The following is a 15,614-nucleotide window of genomic DNA, read 5'->3' on the forward strand; positions in this document are numbered from 1 at the left end:
CTTACTGCTTTGCAGCAGTGCCGCTCTGGCCCTGGACAGAATCTCTGGCATCCTGTTCCAGTTTGTCTTTGGACGTTTCTTCAGGATCTACGGCCTGGCCTACCTGTACCTTGTTCTGACCGTCCACGACGATAACATCATTTTCATCGAGGCCGCTTTCAATAATGGTGTAGATACCATAAGTGCCGCCCACTTTTACGGGCTTCTGGGCAATCTTGCCGTCTGCTACCACGTCTACAATATCCTTATTCAGGAGCTGTACCAGTGCTTTGGTGGGAATGAGAAGAGATCCTTTGGCGATTTCATTATCCGAAACCACAGAGGCATACATGCCCGGTACCAGGAGATTGTCCGGGTTCGGGAAGGCTGCCTTCATGGAAAGCTGGCCGCCGTTCATGTTCGGATTCACCTGTACAATTTTACCGGTATAGCCGTAGATAGAGCCGTCAGACAGCCGGATTTTAAGATTATTCCCCAGCCCTGCAGTGCCGTTTCCATCATGGCTCTTGTTCAAAGCCAGATATTCATTTTCCGACATATCGAACTGCACATAAATGGGGTCGGAAGAGGAAATAGTAACAAGAGATGTAGTGCCAGCCGTGGCAAAAGTACCGATATTCACGTCATCCATAGAAAGCTTCCCATTGAAAGGCGCTGTCACAATGGTATCACTCAGGTTTGTGGAAGCAATATCCACCTGGGCCTGGGCAGCATCCATGGCTCCTTTGTAAGCATCGGCTGCTGCCTTCTGATTATCATATACTTTCTGAGAAATAGCACCGGCAGCAATAAGCTGATCGTAGCGTGCAAGGTCAGTGGCCGCATTCTCATAATTAGCAGCTGCCTGCGCTGCCTGAGCCTGGGCATTAGCCAGCTGGGAATTGTAATTTCTTGTATCCAGCCGATACAGAGGCTGGCCTTCGGTCACCTGCTGTCCGCCGGTAATATACTTTTCCATCACTGTACCGGATACCTTGGCTCTTACCGGTACCTCCTGCAGAGCCATAATGGAACCTGTATATTCTCTCATAATTGGCGTATCTGACTTAAAAGGCTTAAATGTAGTAACCTTAATAGCCTGCTTCTGCCCTGCTGCCTGCTGGGAAGAACCGCAGCCCCCCAGGAAGACGCCTCCCGATAAAAGGAATCCTGCTGCCATTACTGCGGCAGCAAACTTTTTATATCTCATACATAACCCCCTTGCAAAAGATGGTAGAGCAGATTTGGGCAATTTAAAACTATCCTGCTCTTTTGAATTGTTCTTATAATATCAGATTATTGACTAATAGTCAATCAAAAAGAACATGTTACCGAAGATAAATTTATAGAATATGGAAAAGCATTAATTATCTGACTTTATCCACCGGCACCTTCATAACCGCCTTTCGGAGGATTTCCTTTCCCTGCTTCCCCTGGCAGAGGGGACGGTGCAAGTCTTCCGGGAAAAATACGGCAAATCTGCCTTCTGTAAAATATACTTTCGATTCCTTTTCTTTATGGGATGCAAAGAAATACAAATCTCGGTCCTCATGGGATTCTACCACCCGGGGCGAATCAAAAATCGTTTCAACACCGATCCATTCTTCCTCCCCCCTGATTTCATACTGGATATCAATAAACTTTTTATGTCCCTCCAGCTTTCTGTCTTCCTCCGGTTCCGTAACGGGAGACTCCACGGACATGGTGCAGCCCAAAAGTTCATACTTCCCATCAGGAACAGAGGCAAAATCAAAATCCCGAACAGCCCTGAGACACTGACTGATAAAAGGCGGAAGCTGTTTTTCATAGGCTTCCAGATGATGAATATCTCCGGTAATCATATAATCCTCCTTATTTCTACATTGCTTAGCCAACTTATTATACCACGAACTTCCCCATTCAGGGGCACAAAAAAACCCGCTAAAAGCGGGTTCATGGTGGGACTATCTGGGTTCGAACCGGAGACCTCTTCGATGTGAGCGAAGCGCTCTGACCAACTGAGCTATAGCCCCATGACGAAAGTTATTATAACACAGAAGAAATGATTTGTTAAGCCTTTTTATCATTTTAGCAAATCGTCCGAAAAGATGGATAAAAGCCGGTGCCCGACGAACGCGAAGAGGCAGAAATACATGGCTCCATTTCCGAATGTATATGCACGGATGAAAGAGAAGGAAAAGAAAGCATAGAGCTGCCTAAGAAATCTAAGATTCAAAAGTACTCGTCATTCTTATAAAAGCAGACTCTATGAATGCTTTTTAAAAGATGGAATATCTGCCAATCACCGTTATTCAGTCCGTAAGCCTTTCAGCCCGGGAAGCGGAGATACCGCAGCCCCGGCCTGAATCAGTTCCTCTTATTTTCCCTGTGCTTCCAGCACTTTTTCTGCAGCCCCCATGATGGCCAGCTGGGCAGATTCAAAAGTCAGACCGCCCTGGAAGTACATGACATAAGGCGGACGGACAGGACCATCGGCAGACATTTCAATAGTAGACCCCTGCACGAAAGTACCAGCTGCCATGAGAATGGGATCCACATATCCCGGCATGGGCCCCGGTACCGGAGTGGCGTCTGAATCTACAGGAGACCAGTTCTGAATAGCTTCGGCAAAGCGGCACATGTTTTCTTCGGAATCCAGTGTCACCGTGGTAATGAGGTCGGTTCTGAGATGTCCCGGTTCAGGGCTTGTTTTGAAGCCAATGAGCTTGAAGACAGCCGCACAGAATTCAGCGCTCATCATAGCCTGTCTTGTCATATGGGGTGCCAGGAAGAGTCCTTCGAAGAAAGGGCGGTAGGAAGCGGCATAGGAACCCATTTCTCCACCAAGGCCCGGTGCAGTCCACACATAGGAGCAGCGTTCCACCAGGTCTTTTCTGCCGCAGATATAGGCACCGGTAGGAGCCAGACCGCCGCCGGCGTTTTTAATGAGGGAACCGGCTGTAATATCGGCACCCAGTTCGATGGGCTCTTCTTTATTGGTAAATTCTCCGTAGCAGTTATCCACAAAGCAGATGGTGTTCGGATTTTTAGCCTTCACTGTATCAATGATTTTTTTTATGTCACTGGGGAAGAGCGAGTCCCGCAGCATATATCCCCGAGACCGCTGGATTTCCACCAGTTTTGTATTTTCATCCACCGCATCCGCAATGGCTTGGAGGTCATAGGTATTTCCTTTTAAAGGAACTTCTTTATAGTGGACGCCTTTGGAAATCAGATTGCCCGGTGCGTTGCCCGTAATACCGATAACGCTTTCCATGGTGTCATAGGGCGCACCTACTGCGGAAACCATGGTATCTCCCGGTTCAAGAAGAGCCAGGAGGACCGTAGCCAGGGCGTGGGTGCCTGACACGAAATGAGGTCTGACCAGGGCGCTTTCCGCATGAAATATATCGCACCAGATTTCTTCCAGCTTTTCCCTTCCCGGGTCCCCGTAGCCGTAGCCGTTGGAAGGAGCAAAATGGTAGGCAGACAGGTGGTGTTTCCTGAAGGCACTTAAAACTTTTTCTGTGTTATAGAGAGAAATCTCTTCCATTTCATGAAAAACAGGCGCACAAAGAGCAAGCGCCTCTTTCTGTACCTGTTCAAGTTTTTTATTCATTTGTTGTTCTCAGATCCTTTGTATAGTAGATATAGCATGTTTATAAATGAGCTGGGAGCGGTTTTCACTCACCAGAAGCACAGTGAAGCTGTCGAAGGATTTGACCTTCCCCTTCAGCTGTACGCCGTTCATCAGGAATATACTGACCGGAACATTTTCCTTTCTGGCTTCGTTCAGAAATGTGTCCTGCAGATTCATTTTTCCTTCCATCTTGTTTCTCCTCCGAAATATGAAATGACATAGGCCTTGATTTCCCTGTACCATATGTCTTCCTCTGATGGGCCGCGTTCCACCCAGTGAATATATGGCATTCGTCTATACCAGGTCAGCTGTCTTTTGGCAAAGTGCCGGGTATTTTTCTGAATCAGCGCTTCCCCTTCCTCAAGAGTAAGCTCCCCCTTCACCACAGGAATCATTTCCTTATAGCCGATTCCTTTCAGCGACTGGGCTTTTTCAGAAAGTCCGGAGGCAAGGAGCTTCTTCACTTCCTCCGGGAGTCCTGCTTCTATCATGTGGTGGACTCGCTTATTTATTCTATCATATAAAACGGCTCTGTCCATAGCAATTCCTATAACCGGACCGTCATACAGGAGAGAATCGGATTTCAAAGGCTCCTTTTCTCCCTCTCCTGCCTCCAGAAGCTCCAGCTTCCGTATCATGCGCTGCGCATCGGGAGGAATATCTTTTTCTCCCTTTTCACGAAGCAGATTTTCCAGAGCTTCCTTTCCTTTCTCCTCCAGTATCCTTTCAAACTTTTTCCGCCCTTCCCCTCGGGGTAGAAAGGTATACCCCTCAAGGAGCCCCTGAATATAGAGGCCGGTGCCGCCGCAGAGGATGGGAATCCGTCCTGCTTCATTTTCCTCATGAATGATTTTCCTGGCCTTCTCCTGGAAATCAGCGGCTGAGTACGGCTCTGACGGCTCCAGCTCGTCCACCAGGAAATGACGGATACCCCGGGCTTCTTCCTTTGTCACTTTGGCGGTGCCGATGTCCATATGCTTATAAATCTGGAAGGCATCACCGGAAATAATGGAAGAGCCCAAAGCCTCTGCCAAATGCACTGCCAGGTCCGTTTTTCCTGAGGCCGTGGGACCCAGGATGGTGATAAGTCTTTCTTTTTTCATACATCAATCACCCCGTACGCCGTGGATTGTCCCTGATGGGAATAGATGGAAGAAAAGAGGCTGTTCTGAAATAAGAGAGAAAAGGGCCTTTCTTTAACTATAATTCTTTTTCTGGCAATATGCAAAGCCAAAGTCAGGATTTCCTCATCCAGAAGATCATAGGAAGCAGCCCGCCGGAAACCTTCCATCCGGTTGACGTCCCTTTTCACCGGAGCGCGGAACATGGTATCGAAATAAATCACATCAAAGCTTTTAGGGGCAGCCTTTTGAAGGAAGGTGCGAAAATCCTCATGAAGCAGATGGATATGCCGAAGGGCCTTCGTTATTCTTTCATTTCCACCATCAAAGGACGAAAGCCCGACCCGGCCGATTTCATAGAGGACGGTGCTTTTTTCCAGGCTGGTCACATTTCCTTCTTTCCCCAGAAACCAGCTCATGACAGTGGAATCACCCCCCTGGCCAAAGGTGGCATCCAGTACGGAGAGAGGTCTTTCTGGAGGAAGGAGACGACAGAGACGGTCGCTGTTTCCTCTTTCCATCTGAGCTGTGCGAAGTACGGCCGTGCCCAGATGGAAACGGTACTCTTCCCCGCCTGTCCAGAAGGAAGGCTGCTTTTTCCCGTAGATGAGAAAGCCCTCCATGTGGTTCATCGCTGCCATGTCTTCCAGGGTTCCCTCCCTGGGAACGTAGGGAAGGGCGAGGGCCGATGCTCTTTCTCTTGCCTCATCCCGCACCGGACGGCTGTAGTTTCTAATAGTGGTCACTCCTGTGTTCATGGCCGTTTGAAAAGCCTTCCCAATTCAACAGGCGTGAATTTTACAATGGTAGGCCGTCCATGGGGACATACGAAGGGGCGGGATGTATGAAAGAGATCGCGAATCAGTTCTTTCATCTGCCGGATATTCAAAGGGTCCCCCCTCTTGATAGCGCCCCGGCAGGCAGCATAGGCCATCATGCGGTGACGCATGGTTTCCGGCGAAGGCACATCCTTTTCATGGTATGCCTTTACAATATCCCCCATAACCCGTTCCATTTCAGCAGCGGAAAGATCTTCAGGAGATCCGGTAATGCGAATCACGTCAGGGCCTGCCTGTTCAAAGGTAATCCCCAGTTTCTCTATATCCGCCCGATGGTCCTCCAGAAGATTGACGTCTCCGCTGTCCACATGGATGAGATAGGGTATGAGGATTTCCTGCACCGGTATACCTTCCGCTCTTTCCGCCAGATGGTCGTAACGCACCCTTTCATGGGCAGCATGCTGATCAATGATGAGAAGATCTTTCCCATGCTGACAGAGGATGAAACAGTCCGATACCTGTCCTAAAGGGATGACCGGATCTTCCTGCTTTTCTTCTTCAAAAAGGGGATCCGTCTCCAGATGTTCCCGCTTCGGCTCTTCTTTTCGATATTCGTCAAAAACAGAGTGGTTTGTGAAAAGGTCCTTCTCTTCTGTGTCCGGCGCAAAGGAAGGAGCTCTTCTTTCTCCGAAATGATCAGCCCCTTGCCCCCGGCTTTCTTCATAAGAAGGAGACGGTTCTCCCCAGGAGCTTTTCGGTCTGGTTTCCTCGGAAAGCCCGATGTCCGGTTTGCCGAGAGGTTTGTCTTCCACTCTGATAGAACCGGGGTTGAAATCATGTTCTTTCACCACTTCATGACCGGGGTCATGAATCATTTCTCTGGCAATGGTATCGGCGGTGGACTGGGACGTCAGAGTGCCCAGTACGCCATGGTACACCAAGCGGAATACAGACTGCTCATCAGAGAATTTAATTTCCCTTTTCTGGGGATGAACGTTCACATCAATGCTTTCCGGCGGCACCTGGAATGAAAGAACCATGAGCGGATATCCGTTCTTCGGCAGCAGGGAATGATAAGCATTATCCACAGCCTTGGATACCACTGCACTATCCACCACCCTCCGGTTAATGATGATGGTCTGGTATTGGCGGCTGCTCTTCAGAAGAGAAGGCTTGGAAATCAGTCCTTCTAAGGCAATATGTTCCCCTTCTTCTTCCACCGGAAGCATTTCGCCGGCCGTCTTTGTGCCGTATAAAGCGGAAACCACATCCATCAGTCTTCCGTTGCCCGGCGTTTCAATGACGGTCCTTCCGTTATTAATAAGCCGAAAGGCAATATCCGGATTGGCCAGGGCCAGTTTTCCCACCATGCTGTTGATGCGGGAAGATTCGGTGCGTTCTGATTTCAAAAATTTTTTTCGGGCCGGCACATTGTAGAAGAGATCCCTCACTTCCACGGTGGTACCGGCAGGAGCACCGGCAGGCTTAACTTCGGTGATTTCGCCGCCGGTCATTTCCAATACTGTTCCCTCATTATCCTCGCTCCGCCTGGTGGTAATAGTGGCTCTGGAAACGGAAGCAATGCTGGGCAGTGCTTCACCGCGAAAACCCAGGGAAGCAATGTGGTAAATGTTATCTACAGAGGAAATCTTGCTGGTAGCATGGCGGATAACAGAAAGCTTGGCATCCTCTTCCGTCATGCCGCAGCCATCGTCGGTGACTCGGATATAAGTCATGCCGCCGTCAGCGATTTCCACCTCAATGGAAGAGGCGCTGGCATCCACTGCATTTTCCACCAGTTCCTTCACTGCATTCACCGGACGCTCCACCACCTCACCGGCGGCTATCTGGTTGGCGGTGACTTCATCCAGAATATGAATAACTGCCATTATCTGCCCTCCTTGGCTTCCTTGCTTAAGCGGAAGAGAATTTCCATAGCCTCAATGGGCGTCTTGCTCATAACGTCCATATGGGCCAGTTCATCAATAATAGGAGATGTAAAAAGATCGAGTCCCGAAGATGCCTGTTTTTCAGGCGCTGATTTCACAGGAGCCGGGTTGTTTCCCTCTTCCTCCAGTCCCTGAAGAATTTCATCAGCCCGCTTCAGAAGGGATTCCGGCAGTCCCGCCAGGCGAGCCACATGGATGCCATAGCTTCTGTCAGCACAGCCGGGGATGATGCGGCGAAGGAAGGTGATTTCCTTTCCCCTTTCCTTGACAGATACAGTATAGTTTTTAATATGACTGCTTTCATCAGCCATGACCGACAGCTCGTGATAATGGGTGGCAAAAAGGGTAAAGCCATGAATTTTCCTGTCAATGTACTCCACTACGGCCCGGGCAATGCTCATACCGTCATAGGTGCTGGTGCCCCGGCCGATTTCGTCCAGAAGAATGAGGCTGTTTCTGGTAGCATGACGAAGGATATGAGATACCTCCTGCATTTCTACCATAAAGGTACTCTGGCCTGTAGAAATATCATCGGTGGCTCCTACCCTGGTGAAAATGCGATCCACTGGCGAGAAGGACGCACTTTTCGCAGGAATAAAAGATCCTGTCTGGGCCATAATGGTCAGTACCGCCACCTGACGCATATAGGTGGACTTGCCTGCCATGTTGGGTCCAGTAATGACAAGGATTTCCTGATCATGATGGTTGAGCTCCGTATCGTTGGGCACGAACATTTCTCGTTTCAAGGCGTGTTCTACCATGGGATGGCGGCCATCTTGGATGGAAATCCGGCCCTCCCGGCTGTTTGTAATCCGGGGCCTGGTATAGCGGTCCTTCAGCGCCGCTCTGGCAAGACTGGCAATGCAGTCCAGGGCTGCCAGCGCCCTCGCCGTTTTCTGCATATCCGGAATTTCCGGCCGGATTTCTGCTTTCACAGCCTGATAGATTTTAAGCTCCAGTTCTTCTGTCTTTTCCTTAGCCGTCAGCGCTTTGGCCTCAAATTCCTTTAATTCCGGTGTAATGTAACGCTCTGCATTTACCAGAGTCTGCTTTCTCATGTAGTAGGGCGGAATAGGAATCTTATTGGCATTGGAAATTTCAAAATAGTAGCCGAATACATTATTAAAACCGATTTTCAGTTTGATACCGGTCTTTGTCTTCTCTCTTTCCTCCAGATCCGCAATATACTGCTGACTGTTTTCAGAAAGAGACCTCACTTCATCCAGTTCTGCAGAAAAGCCTTCCTTAATGTACTTGCCGTCCCTCACATTGCCAGTGCCATTTTCATTCATAGAACGGTCAAGCAGATCAAATACCGGACCATGAATGCCGATCTGGGCATTGATCTTCTTCAGAATCACAGAGCCTGCGCCGGACAGAAGTTTTTTGATTTCCGGAATCATGCGAAGGCTTGCCTTCAGGGCCAGTAAATCTTTGGGAGAAGTGGAATTGGCTTCGATGCGGGAAAGAATACGCTCGAAATCAAAAACCTGGGAAAGCATGTCCTCAAGGTTCGTGAGTTCCGTCATGTGATTCGTAAGCTCCTCTATGCCGTCCTGCCGCAGGATAATGCGGTTCACATCGGTCAACGGCCGTTCCAGCCACCGCTTCAGGAGCCTGGCCCCCATGGCGGTGTGGGTATAATCAAGAAGCTCAAGAAGGGTGCCTTTCCTGCCGCCATCCCTCATATTCCTGGTTATTTCCAGATTCCGAAGGCATTCCTCCGAAAGGGTCAGGGTATGATCTTCCCGAATGGGAAGGACTGAATGAAATACGGATACCTCCGATTTCATCACATCCCGGATATAGGCAGAAAGGCGGCGGAACACTGTCTTCACATTCTCATTGTCAATGGAAGCGCAAACTTCAGGAAGATTTTCTTCCTCTTCCCCTTCAGCCCGGGACATAAGGCAGGCCCCCAGTCTGGCAGATGCAAAACCAGTCAGTTTACTGTAAAAGTCATCGGATACACTGCATACCGCCTCGGCCGGAGAGTATACCGAAAGCATGTCGAAGAAATCGTCCCTCTCCTTCTTCTTATCCCATACACCCCACCAGCATTCACCGGTAGAAACGTCGGAAAGCACTGCGTCCAGTTCCTTATCCGTTTCCATAATGTAAATCAGATAATTGTTGGATTTGTCGGCAATGGAATTTTCAAAAAGAATGGTCCCCGGAGTAATGACCCGGATTACATCCCGTTTGACCAGGCCTTTGGCCTTCTTCGGGTCTTCCAGCTGCTCACAGATAGCCACCTTGTACCCCTTCTGGATCAGCCGGTAAATGTAGATTTCCGCCGCATGAAAAGGAACGCCGCACATAGGCACCCGTCCTTCGGCGCCTGCGTTCTTCCCGGTCAGCGTGAGCTCCAGCTCATGGGATGCAGTCACTGCATCATCATAAAAAAGTTCATAGAAATCGCCCAGGCGGTAAAAAAGAAGGCAGTCCCTATACTGGTCCTTCACCTTTTTGTATTGTTCCATTAAAGGCGTTTTTGCCATGTCATCACCCCGTTCTTTTGGTTTCTTTGTATGGAAGGATTATATATTAAAATATCCGGCATCCTTAGGTGTAAGGGTTTCTAAGCTTGACAGAGGCCTTTGTCCTTTGAGGTCAGAGAAGCTCCCCCTTCAGCACCCAGGTCTGGGCAGTGTCCACTTTGGCCATTCTGGTATCTCCTACCTTGATTCCCTCTTCATAGGGGAAGAGAATCATTTTATTGGTGGAAGTTCTGCCGAACCAGTGGTTTACATCCTGTTTGGAAGGGCCCTCGATAATAATCTCATAGTTTTTCCCTTCCATTCCCCTGTTCAGTTCCAGAGAAATTTCATTCTGGGTATCCATGAGCTCCTGGAGCCGGCGATGCTTGGTTTCATCATCAATCTGGTTTTCCATCCGCGCCGCCGGTGTACCGGTTCTGGGGGAATAGATGAAGGTGTAGGCGGAGTCAAAGCGCACTTCCTTCAGAAGCTTTATGGTTTCCTGATGCATTTCTTCCGTTTCACCGGGGAAGCCGGTAATGAGATCCGTGGTAAGAGCCACATCAGGCATTTTCTGCCGCACATAATTCACCAGCTCTTTGAAATGTTCGATCGTATAGCCCCGGTTCATCTGTTTCAGCATTTCATTGGAACCATGCTGCACAGGAAGGTGCATGTGACGCACCACCTTGGGAGAAGCAGCCATGGCATCAATCATATCAAAGGTCATATCCCTGGGGTGGGAAGTCATGTAGCGCACTCTTTCGATGCCATCGATTTTGTCAATAGCCCGAATCAAGTCACCGAAGTTAGTGCCGTTCCGGAAATCAAGACCATAGGAATTCACGTTCTGCCCCAAAAGGGTAATTTCCTTGTATCCCGTTTCTGCCAGTCCTTTGATTTCCCGGCAGATATCATCGATGGTACGGCTGATTTCCCGTCCCCGCACGTAAGGGACAATGCAGTAGGTGCAAAACTTGTTACAGCCCTGCATAATGGGAATCCATGCAAAAACCCTGGATTTCCGCACGGAGCGGAGTTCGCTGTAATCCCTCACGCTATGGGGATTACGCTCTGTCTTTACGATGTGACCGCCCCGGGCATTTTCTCTGGAAATAATATCCTTCAGGTCATGAATGTGGTAAGGTCCGATGACGAAATCGATGATAGGCATCCGTTCAATCAGTTTTCCCTTATTTTCCTGGGCCATGCAGCCTGCAATGCCAAGAAGCATACGGGGATTTTTGTCTTTCAGTTTCTTAATTTCCCCGATTTTACCATACACCTTTTCTTCCGCGTTCTGCCGGACGGAGCAGGTATTCATAATCACAATATCTGCATCCTCCATGTTTTCCGCCGGCTTGTATCCCAGATCCTCCAGCTGTCCATTGATACGTTCTGTATCATTTTCGTTCATCTGACAGCCATAGGTAATGGTATAGTAGTATTTTTCATCTGTGAGCCGCTTTTCTTCCACGACTTTCCTCCTGTAATGAATGCATGAGTTTATAACCGTTATCGTATTATTATATCATATTTCCCGGAGGAGAAATTTCATTTTAAAAAGCCATCGGTGCATCCGATGACTTTTCTTAAAAATCTTATTGATCCAGCTTCTTGAAGAGGCTTGCCATTTCCAGAGCATCCATGGCACATTCAAAGCCCTTGTTGCCGGACTTCAGACCGGCCCGGTTGATTGCCTGCTCAATGGTATCGGTAGTAAGCACACCGTAGAGCACAGGTACACCGCTGGAAAGGGAAGCCATGGCCACGCCCTTGGTTACTTCGGTGGCCACATGTTCATAGTGGTCCGTTTCCCCGCGAATTACGGCGCCCAGACAGATGACTGCATCATACCGACCGCTTTCAGCCATTTTTTTGGCAGCCAGAGGAATCTCAAAGGCACCGGGCACCCAGGCCAGGTCCACCTTGTCCATATCCACCCCATGACGGGAAAGGCCGTCCACTGCACCGTCAATGAGTTTGGAAACGATGACTTCATTGAAACGGGAAGCCACAATGCCTACACGAATCTGATTCTCATTAAAAAGTCCGGAAATAATATTCATTTTCTACTCCTTTATCTCTTGATTCAGCTATGAAAACACGGATGAAACGATATAAATCAATTCGTTTCTTATGCCTTTGGTTCTTCAATATCTTTGTCCAGCTTCAACATATGACCCATTTTTTCCTGCTTGGTTTTAAGATAGAATTCATCTTCCCTGGTAGGAGCGATTTCAATGGGCACTCTTTCGGTAATGGTAATACCATAGTCCTTTACTTCATCCATTTTCTGAGGATTATTGGTGAGGAGACGGATTTTAGAAACTCCCAGGCTCTTTAAAATCTGGGCCCCCGTCATATATTCTCGAAGATCGGCCGCAAAGCCAAGTTTCAAATTGGCTTCCACCGTATCATACCCCTGATCCTGGAGTGCATAGGCTCTGATCTTATTAATGAGACCAATGCCGCGTCCCTCCTGACGGAGATAAACCAGAACGCCTCTTCCTTCTTTGGCAATCTGCTTCATGGCAGCAGAGAGCTGCTGGCCGCAGTCGCAGCGGAGAGACCCGAAGCAGTCACCAGTCAGGCACTCGGAATGAATGCGGCAGAGAACCGGTGTGCCATCGGAAACATCCCCCATGGTCAGAGCCACATGGTGTTCATTATTCAGAAGATTCACAAACCCGTGAATTTCAAAATTGCCATACTTGGTAGGAAGTTTGGCAGCTGCCACTTCTTCCACCAGTTTTTCATGTTTCTTTCTGTATTCAATCAGTTCCTGGATATTGCCGATTTTCATGCCCTTTTCTCTGGCCAGCTTGAAAAGATCATCCCTTCTGGCCATGGTACCATCGGGATTCATGATTTCGCAGCAAAGGCCGGCAGGCTTAAGACCTGCCAGACGGGCCAGGTCTACGGTGGCTTCCGTATGGCCCTGACGTTCCAGAACGCCCCATTTCTTTGCTTTCAGCGGGAAAAGATGGCCAGGTCTTCTGAAATCTCCCGGTTTTGCGCCGTCCTTCACCGCTTCCAGGGCTGTCATGGAACGGGCAGCAGCCGATACGCCGGTGCCGGAATCTTTGTAGTCTATGGATTCCAGGAAAGCGGTGTGATGGTTATCCGTATTATGACGAATCATGGGCCCCAGATAGAGAGCATCTGCCATTTCTTCGGACATGGGCATACAGATGACGCCCTTGGCCTCTGATGCCATGCGGTTCACATTTTCCGGCGTAGCAAATTCAGCGGCGCAGATGTAATCCCCCTCATTCTCCCGTGATTCGGCATCCTGCATAATGACGATATGCCCTTTCCTGATTTCTTCAATAATTTCTTCAATACTGTCAAATTTATAATCCATAATGTCCTCCATGCCCCAAAGTTTCCAGCATACCCATGGTGAGACCTTCTTTCGGGCCTTCTTTCAAGAGCTGCTCTACGTATTTTCCCAAGTAGTCACATTCAATATTCACCAGGTCCCCCGGGTGCTTCCAAAGGAGGGCCGTCTCACTGCCCGTATGGGGAATAAGGGCAATGGAAAAGGACTGATCTGTCCTTTCTGCCACAGTGAGGCTGATGCCGTCCACCGCAACGGATCCTTTTTCTATGATATAGCGCATCCATTTCCGGTCGATGGAAATCGAAATATTGACTGCATTATCATCCTTTTCCATAGAAAGGATGCGACCCGTTCCATCCACATGGCCCATCATGATATGACCGCCCAGACGGTCCGAAAGGCGAAGAGCTCTTTCCAGATTTACCGGTGTATCGGGGCGGAAAAGGGAAAAAGCAGTGCGCCGCATGGTTTCCGGCGTCACATCAGCAGTAAAGGACCTGCTGTCCATGGCAGTCACCGTAAGACAAGTCCCGTTCACGGCAATGCTGTCGCCGATTTTTGTCCCTTCCAACACCCTGTGGCAGGAAATCACCAGTTTCTCAGCCCTGCCGGCTTTGGAAATATGATGGATGCGGCCGATTTCTTCTACGATTCCTGTAAACATATTATGTTTCATTTCCGGAAGACTCTTCTGTTTTTGGCGCTTCCGGTCCTTCCTTTACTTCTTCCTCCAGACGGTCAATCCGCTCATCGGCGGCCTCTTTCTTTCCTTTATCCACATAGGCTTCGATTACAAGGTCTCCTCCGCAGGTTTCAGTGGACATATCTCTGAGCTTCACCGCCTCAGCCATGGAAGAGGCGCCGATACCGCCAATGAGGCCCGGTGCCCCAACGCCGCCAATGATTTTAGGCGCTTCATAAATGCGCACCTTATCCACAATGCCTGCTTCAAAGGCAGAAGCTGCCAGGGAAGCACCGCCTTCCAGCAGGATGCCGTCAATTCCCTTCAGGGCCAGGCCGGTCATGGCAGAAGCCAGATCCACCTTTCCTTTTTGATCGCTGTCAGTCATGATAATGTCCACGCCCAGTTTCGTGAGTTCCTCCCGCTTCTTTTCATCAGAAGAGGTGGTGGTAAGGACAATCACATCCCCGCCTTCCTGGAACACCCTGGCTTTCAGGGGCACCGACAGATTTCCATCCACAATAATCCGTACCGGATCATCCAGTCCTTCCGTACGGGCGGTCAGAAGGGGATTGTCGGCCATCACCGTACCGGCTCCCACCATGATTCCCTTATAGCAGCCCCGGAGCACATGGACCTCTTCCCGGGAATCCTCTGAGGAAATCCATTTGGAGTCCCCGGTGTGGCAGGCTGTTTTACCATCCAGGGACATGGCCGCTTTATACAGGACAAAAGGCTTATGCTCTGTCACGTATTTCAGAAATACTTCATTCAGCTTCCGCGCTTCCTTCTCCATAACGCCGACAGTTACAAAAATGCCTGCCTCCCGAAGGCGGCGGATGCCTTTTCCTGAAACCAGGGGGTTCGGGTCCACCATGGCCGTGACTACCCGGTCAATATCCTTTTCAATGATGAGATCTGCACAGGGCGGAGTCTTTCCATAATGGCTGCAGGGTTCAAGCGTCACATAAAGGGTAGCCCCCGAAGGGTCTTCCGTACAGTGAGCAAAGGCATTCACCTCCGCATGGGGCCCGCCGAATTTTTCATGCCAGCCTTCGCCGATAATCCGGCCATCTTTGACAATCACCGCCCCTACCATGGGGTTTGGTCTTGCATGGCCCATTCCCCGTACTGCCAGTTCCAGCGCCCGAGCCATAAATTTTCTATCTTCATCGATACGCAAAAAAATCCACCTTCCTTTCTTCCAGGGAGGTGGATTCATCATGCCAGGTCCACTCTTCTTTCATCCGGACTATACCGTCGGCTCTGGAATTTCACCAGACCTACCTCTATGATGAGGTTCGTGGGCTTTACCACCGGTGGGGACTTGCACCCCGCCCTGAAGAGATTCAAAATTCTCTATTATTATAACAGATTGAACAGGAAAGGCAAGAGGGCAGAGCCGCGACGTAAGTGTCAAGTTTTCCTCGGTAATTCATTTGACTGTCGATAATTACTATCTCCGTGGCTTCGGTTTTATCAGTATTTCTGTATAGCTCTGGCCAGTCTCCCCATTGGTGAAGAAGAAGCTCCATAAACGCCTATACGCCCCTCCAGGCATCCAGGCCTATAGTTTCTCATCTTACGCTTCTGCGCCTCACTCCGGACATTCTGGGCGATTTTACGCTCTGCCTGCACCGCAGCCTTGTGCATGGCTCT

13 protein-coding genes, 1 tRNA gene, 1 pseudogene and 1 riboswitch are annotated in these 15,614 nt (G+C 49.4%); all 15 genes and pseudogenes read right to left on the reverse strand.

Features of this window, described 5'->3' with window-relative positions:
- Position 1: 1 nt before the first annotated feature.
- Positions 2 to 1,189, reverse strand: a complete 1,188-nt coding sequence (locus tag HMPREF9453_RS04300; protein ID WP_008859352.1) for an efflux RND transporter periplasmic adaptor subunit — start codon at positions 1,187 to 1,189, stop codon at positions 2 to 4.
- Between the two features lie 157 nt (positions 1,190 to 1,346).
- Entirely contained in the window at positions 1,347 to 1,820 is a 474-nt protein-coding gene (locus HMPREF9453_RS04305) for a NanQ anomerase/TabA/YiaL family protein (RefSeq protein WP_008859353.1), read from the reverse strand.
- 94 nt (positions 1,821 to 1,914) lie between these two features.
- Positions 1,915 to 1,991: transfer RNA gene (locus HMPREF9453_RS04310), tRNA-Val, on the reverse strand.
- A gap of 344 nt (positions 1,992 to 2,335) precedes the next feature.
- A complete protein-coding gene (locus tag HMPREF9453_RS04315) occupies positions 2,336 to 3,577 on the reverse strand; it encodes a methionine gamma-lyase family protein (protein WP_008859354.1) in 1,242 nt (413 codons plus the stop codon).
- A 9-nt stretch (positions 3,578 to 3,586) separates the two neighbouring features.
- Positions 3,587 to 3,787 carry an RNA chaperone Hfq gene (gene hfq, locus HMPREF9453_RS04320; protein ID WP_008859355.1) on the reverse strand — a complete coding sequence of 67 codons (201 nt, stop codon included), beginning with the start codon at positions 3,785 to 3,787 and terminating at the stop codon, positions 3,587 to 3,589.
- Positions 3,772 to 4,701 (reverse strand): tRNA (adenosine(37)-N6)-dimethylallyltransferase MiaA, encoded by a 930-nt coding sequence (gene miaA, locus HMPREF9453_RS04325; RefSeq protein ID WP_008859356.1) that lies wholly within the window; start codon positions 4,699 to 4,701, stop codon positions 3,772 to 3,774. Before miaA ends, hfq begins: the two co-directional genes overlap by 16 nt.
- Positions 4,698 to 5,477, reverse strand: a complete 780-nt coding sequence (locus HMPREF9453_RS04330; protein ID WP_008859357.1) for a class I SAM-dependent methyltransferase — start codon at positions 5,475 to 5,477, stop codon at positions 4,698 to 4,700. Before HMPREF9453_RS04330 ends, miaA begins: the two co-directional genes overlap by 4 nt.
- Positions 5,474 to 7,387, reverse strand: coding sequence for a DNA mismatch repair endonuclease MutL (gene mutL / locus HMPREF9453_RS04335; RefSeq protein WP_008859358.1), 1,914 nt, complete (start codon positions 7,385 to 7,387; stop codon positions 5,474 to 5,476). Before mutL ends, HMPREF9453_RS04330 begins: the two co-directional genes overlap by 4 nt.
- Positions 7,387 to 9,948, reverse strand: coding sequence for a DNA mismatch repair protein MutS (mutS, locus tag HMPREF9453_RS04340; RefSeq protein ID WP_008859359.1), 2,562 nt, complete (start codon positions 9,946 to 9,948; stop codon positions 7,387 to 7,389). Before mutS ends, mutL begins: the two co-directional genes overlap by 1 nt.
- A 112-nt stretch (positions 9,949 to 10,060) precedes the next feature.
- Positions 10,061 to 11,404, reverse strand: coding sequence for a tRNA (N6-isopentenyl adenosine(37)-C2)-methylthiotransferase MiaB (gene miaB / locus HMPREF9453_RS04345; protein WP_008859360.1), 1,344 nt, complete (start codon positions 11,402 to 11,404; stop codon positions 10,061 to 10,063).
- Between the two features lie 124 nt (positions 11,405 to 11,528).
- Positions 11,529 to 11,996 carry a 6,7-dimethyl-8-ribityllumazine synthase gene (gene ribH / locus HMPREF9453_RS04350; RefSeq protein WP_008859361.1) on the reverse strand — a complete coding sequence of 156 codons (468 nt, stop codon included), beginning with the start codon at positions 11,994 to 11,996 and terminating at the stop codon, positions 11,529 to 11,531.
- Positions 11,997 to 12,064: 68 nt separating this feature from the next.
- Positions 12,065 to 13,294 carry a bifunctional 3,4-dihydroxy-2-butanone-4-phosphate synthase/GTP cyclohydrolase II gene (locus tag HMPREF9453_RS04355; protein ID WP_008859362.1) on the reverse strand — a complete coding sequence of 410 codons (1,230 nt, stop codon included), beginning with the start codon at positions 13,292 to 13,294 and terminating at the stop codon, positions 12,065 to 12,067.
- Complete coding sequence (locus HMPREF9453_RS04360) at positions 13,284 to 13,949, reverse strand: riboflavin synthase (RefSeq protein WP_008859363.1); 666 nt, start codon at positions 13,947 to 13,949, stop codon at positions 13,284 to 13,286. Before HMPREF9453_RS04360 ends, HMPREF9453_RS04355 begins: the two co-directional genes overlap by 11 nt.
- Positions 13,939 to 15,138, reverse strand: coding sequence for a bifunctional diaminohydroxyphosphoribosylaminopyrimidine deaminase/5-amino-6-(5-phosphoribosylamino)uracil reductase RibD (ribD, locus tag HMPREF9453_RS04365; protein WP_008859364.1), 1,200 nt, complete (start codon positions 15,136 to 15,138; stop codon positions 13,939 to 13,941). Before ribD ends, HMPREF9453_RS04360 begins: the two co-directional genes overlap by 11 nt.
- A 48-nt stretch (positions 15,139 to 15,186) precedes the next feature.
- Positions 15,187 to 15,306: riboswitch (FMN riboswitch) on the reverse strand.
- 128 nt (positions 15,307 to 15,434) lie between these two features.
- Positions 15,435 to 15,614 (reverse strand): annotated as a pseudogene (locus HMPREF9453_RS11900) (ISLre2-like element ISDsu1 family transposase); the annotation flags it as partial.

Origin of the sequence: Dialister succinatiphilus YIT 11850 (assembly GCF_000242435.1) — a bacterium.
GTDB lineage: Bacteria > Bacillota > Negativicutes > Veillonellales > Dialisteraceae > Dialister > Dialister succinatiphilus.

What these genes read in the sequence shown, in the direction of transcription:
- HMPREF9453_RS04360 (WP_008859363.1), bottom strand. Translation starts at nt 13,949, where the DNA reads ATGAAACATAATATGTTTACAGGAATCGTAGAAGAAATCGGCCGCATC.
- mutS (WP_008859359.1), bottom strand. Translation starts at nt 9,948, where the DNA reads ATGGCAAAAACGCCTTTAATGGAACAATACAAAAAGGTGAAGGACCAG.
- HMPREF9453_RS04300 (WP_008859352.1), bottom strand. Translation starts at nt 1,189, where the DNA reads ATGAGATATAAAAAGTTTGCTGCCGCAGTAATGGCAGCAGGATTCCTT.
- ribH (WP_008859361.1), bottom strand. Translation starts at nt 11,996, where the DNA reads ATGAATATTATTTCCGGACTTTTTAATGAGAATCAGATTCGTGTAGGC.
- HMPREF9453_RS04355 (WP_008859362.1), bottom strand. Translation starts at nt 13,294, where the DNA reads ATGGATTATAAATTTGACAGTATTGAAGAAATTATTGAAGAAATCAGG.
- mutL (WP_008859358.1), bottom strand. Translation starts at nt 7,387, where the DNA reads ATGGCAGTTATTCATATTCTGGATGAAGTCACCGCCAACCAGATAGCC.
- HMPREF9453_RS04305 (WP_008859353.1), bottom strand. Translation starts at nt 1,820, where the DNA reads ATGATTACCGGAGATATTCATCATCTGGAAGCCTATGAAAAACAGCTT.
- HMPREF9453_RS04315 (WP_008859354.1), bottom strand. Translation starts at nt 3,577, where the DNA reads ATGAATAAAAAACTTGAACAGGTACAGAAAGAGGCGCTTGCTCTTTGT.
- HMPREF9453_RS04330 (WP_008859357.1), bottom strand. Translation starts at nt 5,477, where the DNA reads ATGAACACAGGAGTGACCACTATTAGAAACTACAGCCGTCCGGTGCGG.
- hfq (WP_008859355.1), bottom strand. Translation starts at nt 3,787, where the DNA reads ATGGAAGGAAAAATGAATCTGCAGGACACATTTCTGAACGAAGCCAGA.
- miaA (WP_008859356.1), bottom strand. Translation starts at nt 4,701, where the DNA reads ATGAAAAAAGAAAGACTTATCACCATCCTGGGTCCCACGGCCTCAGGA.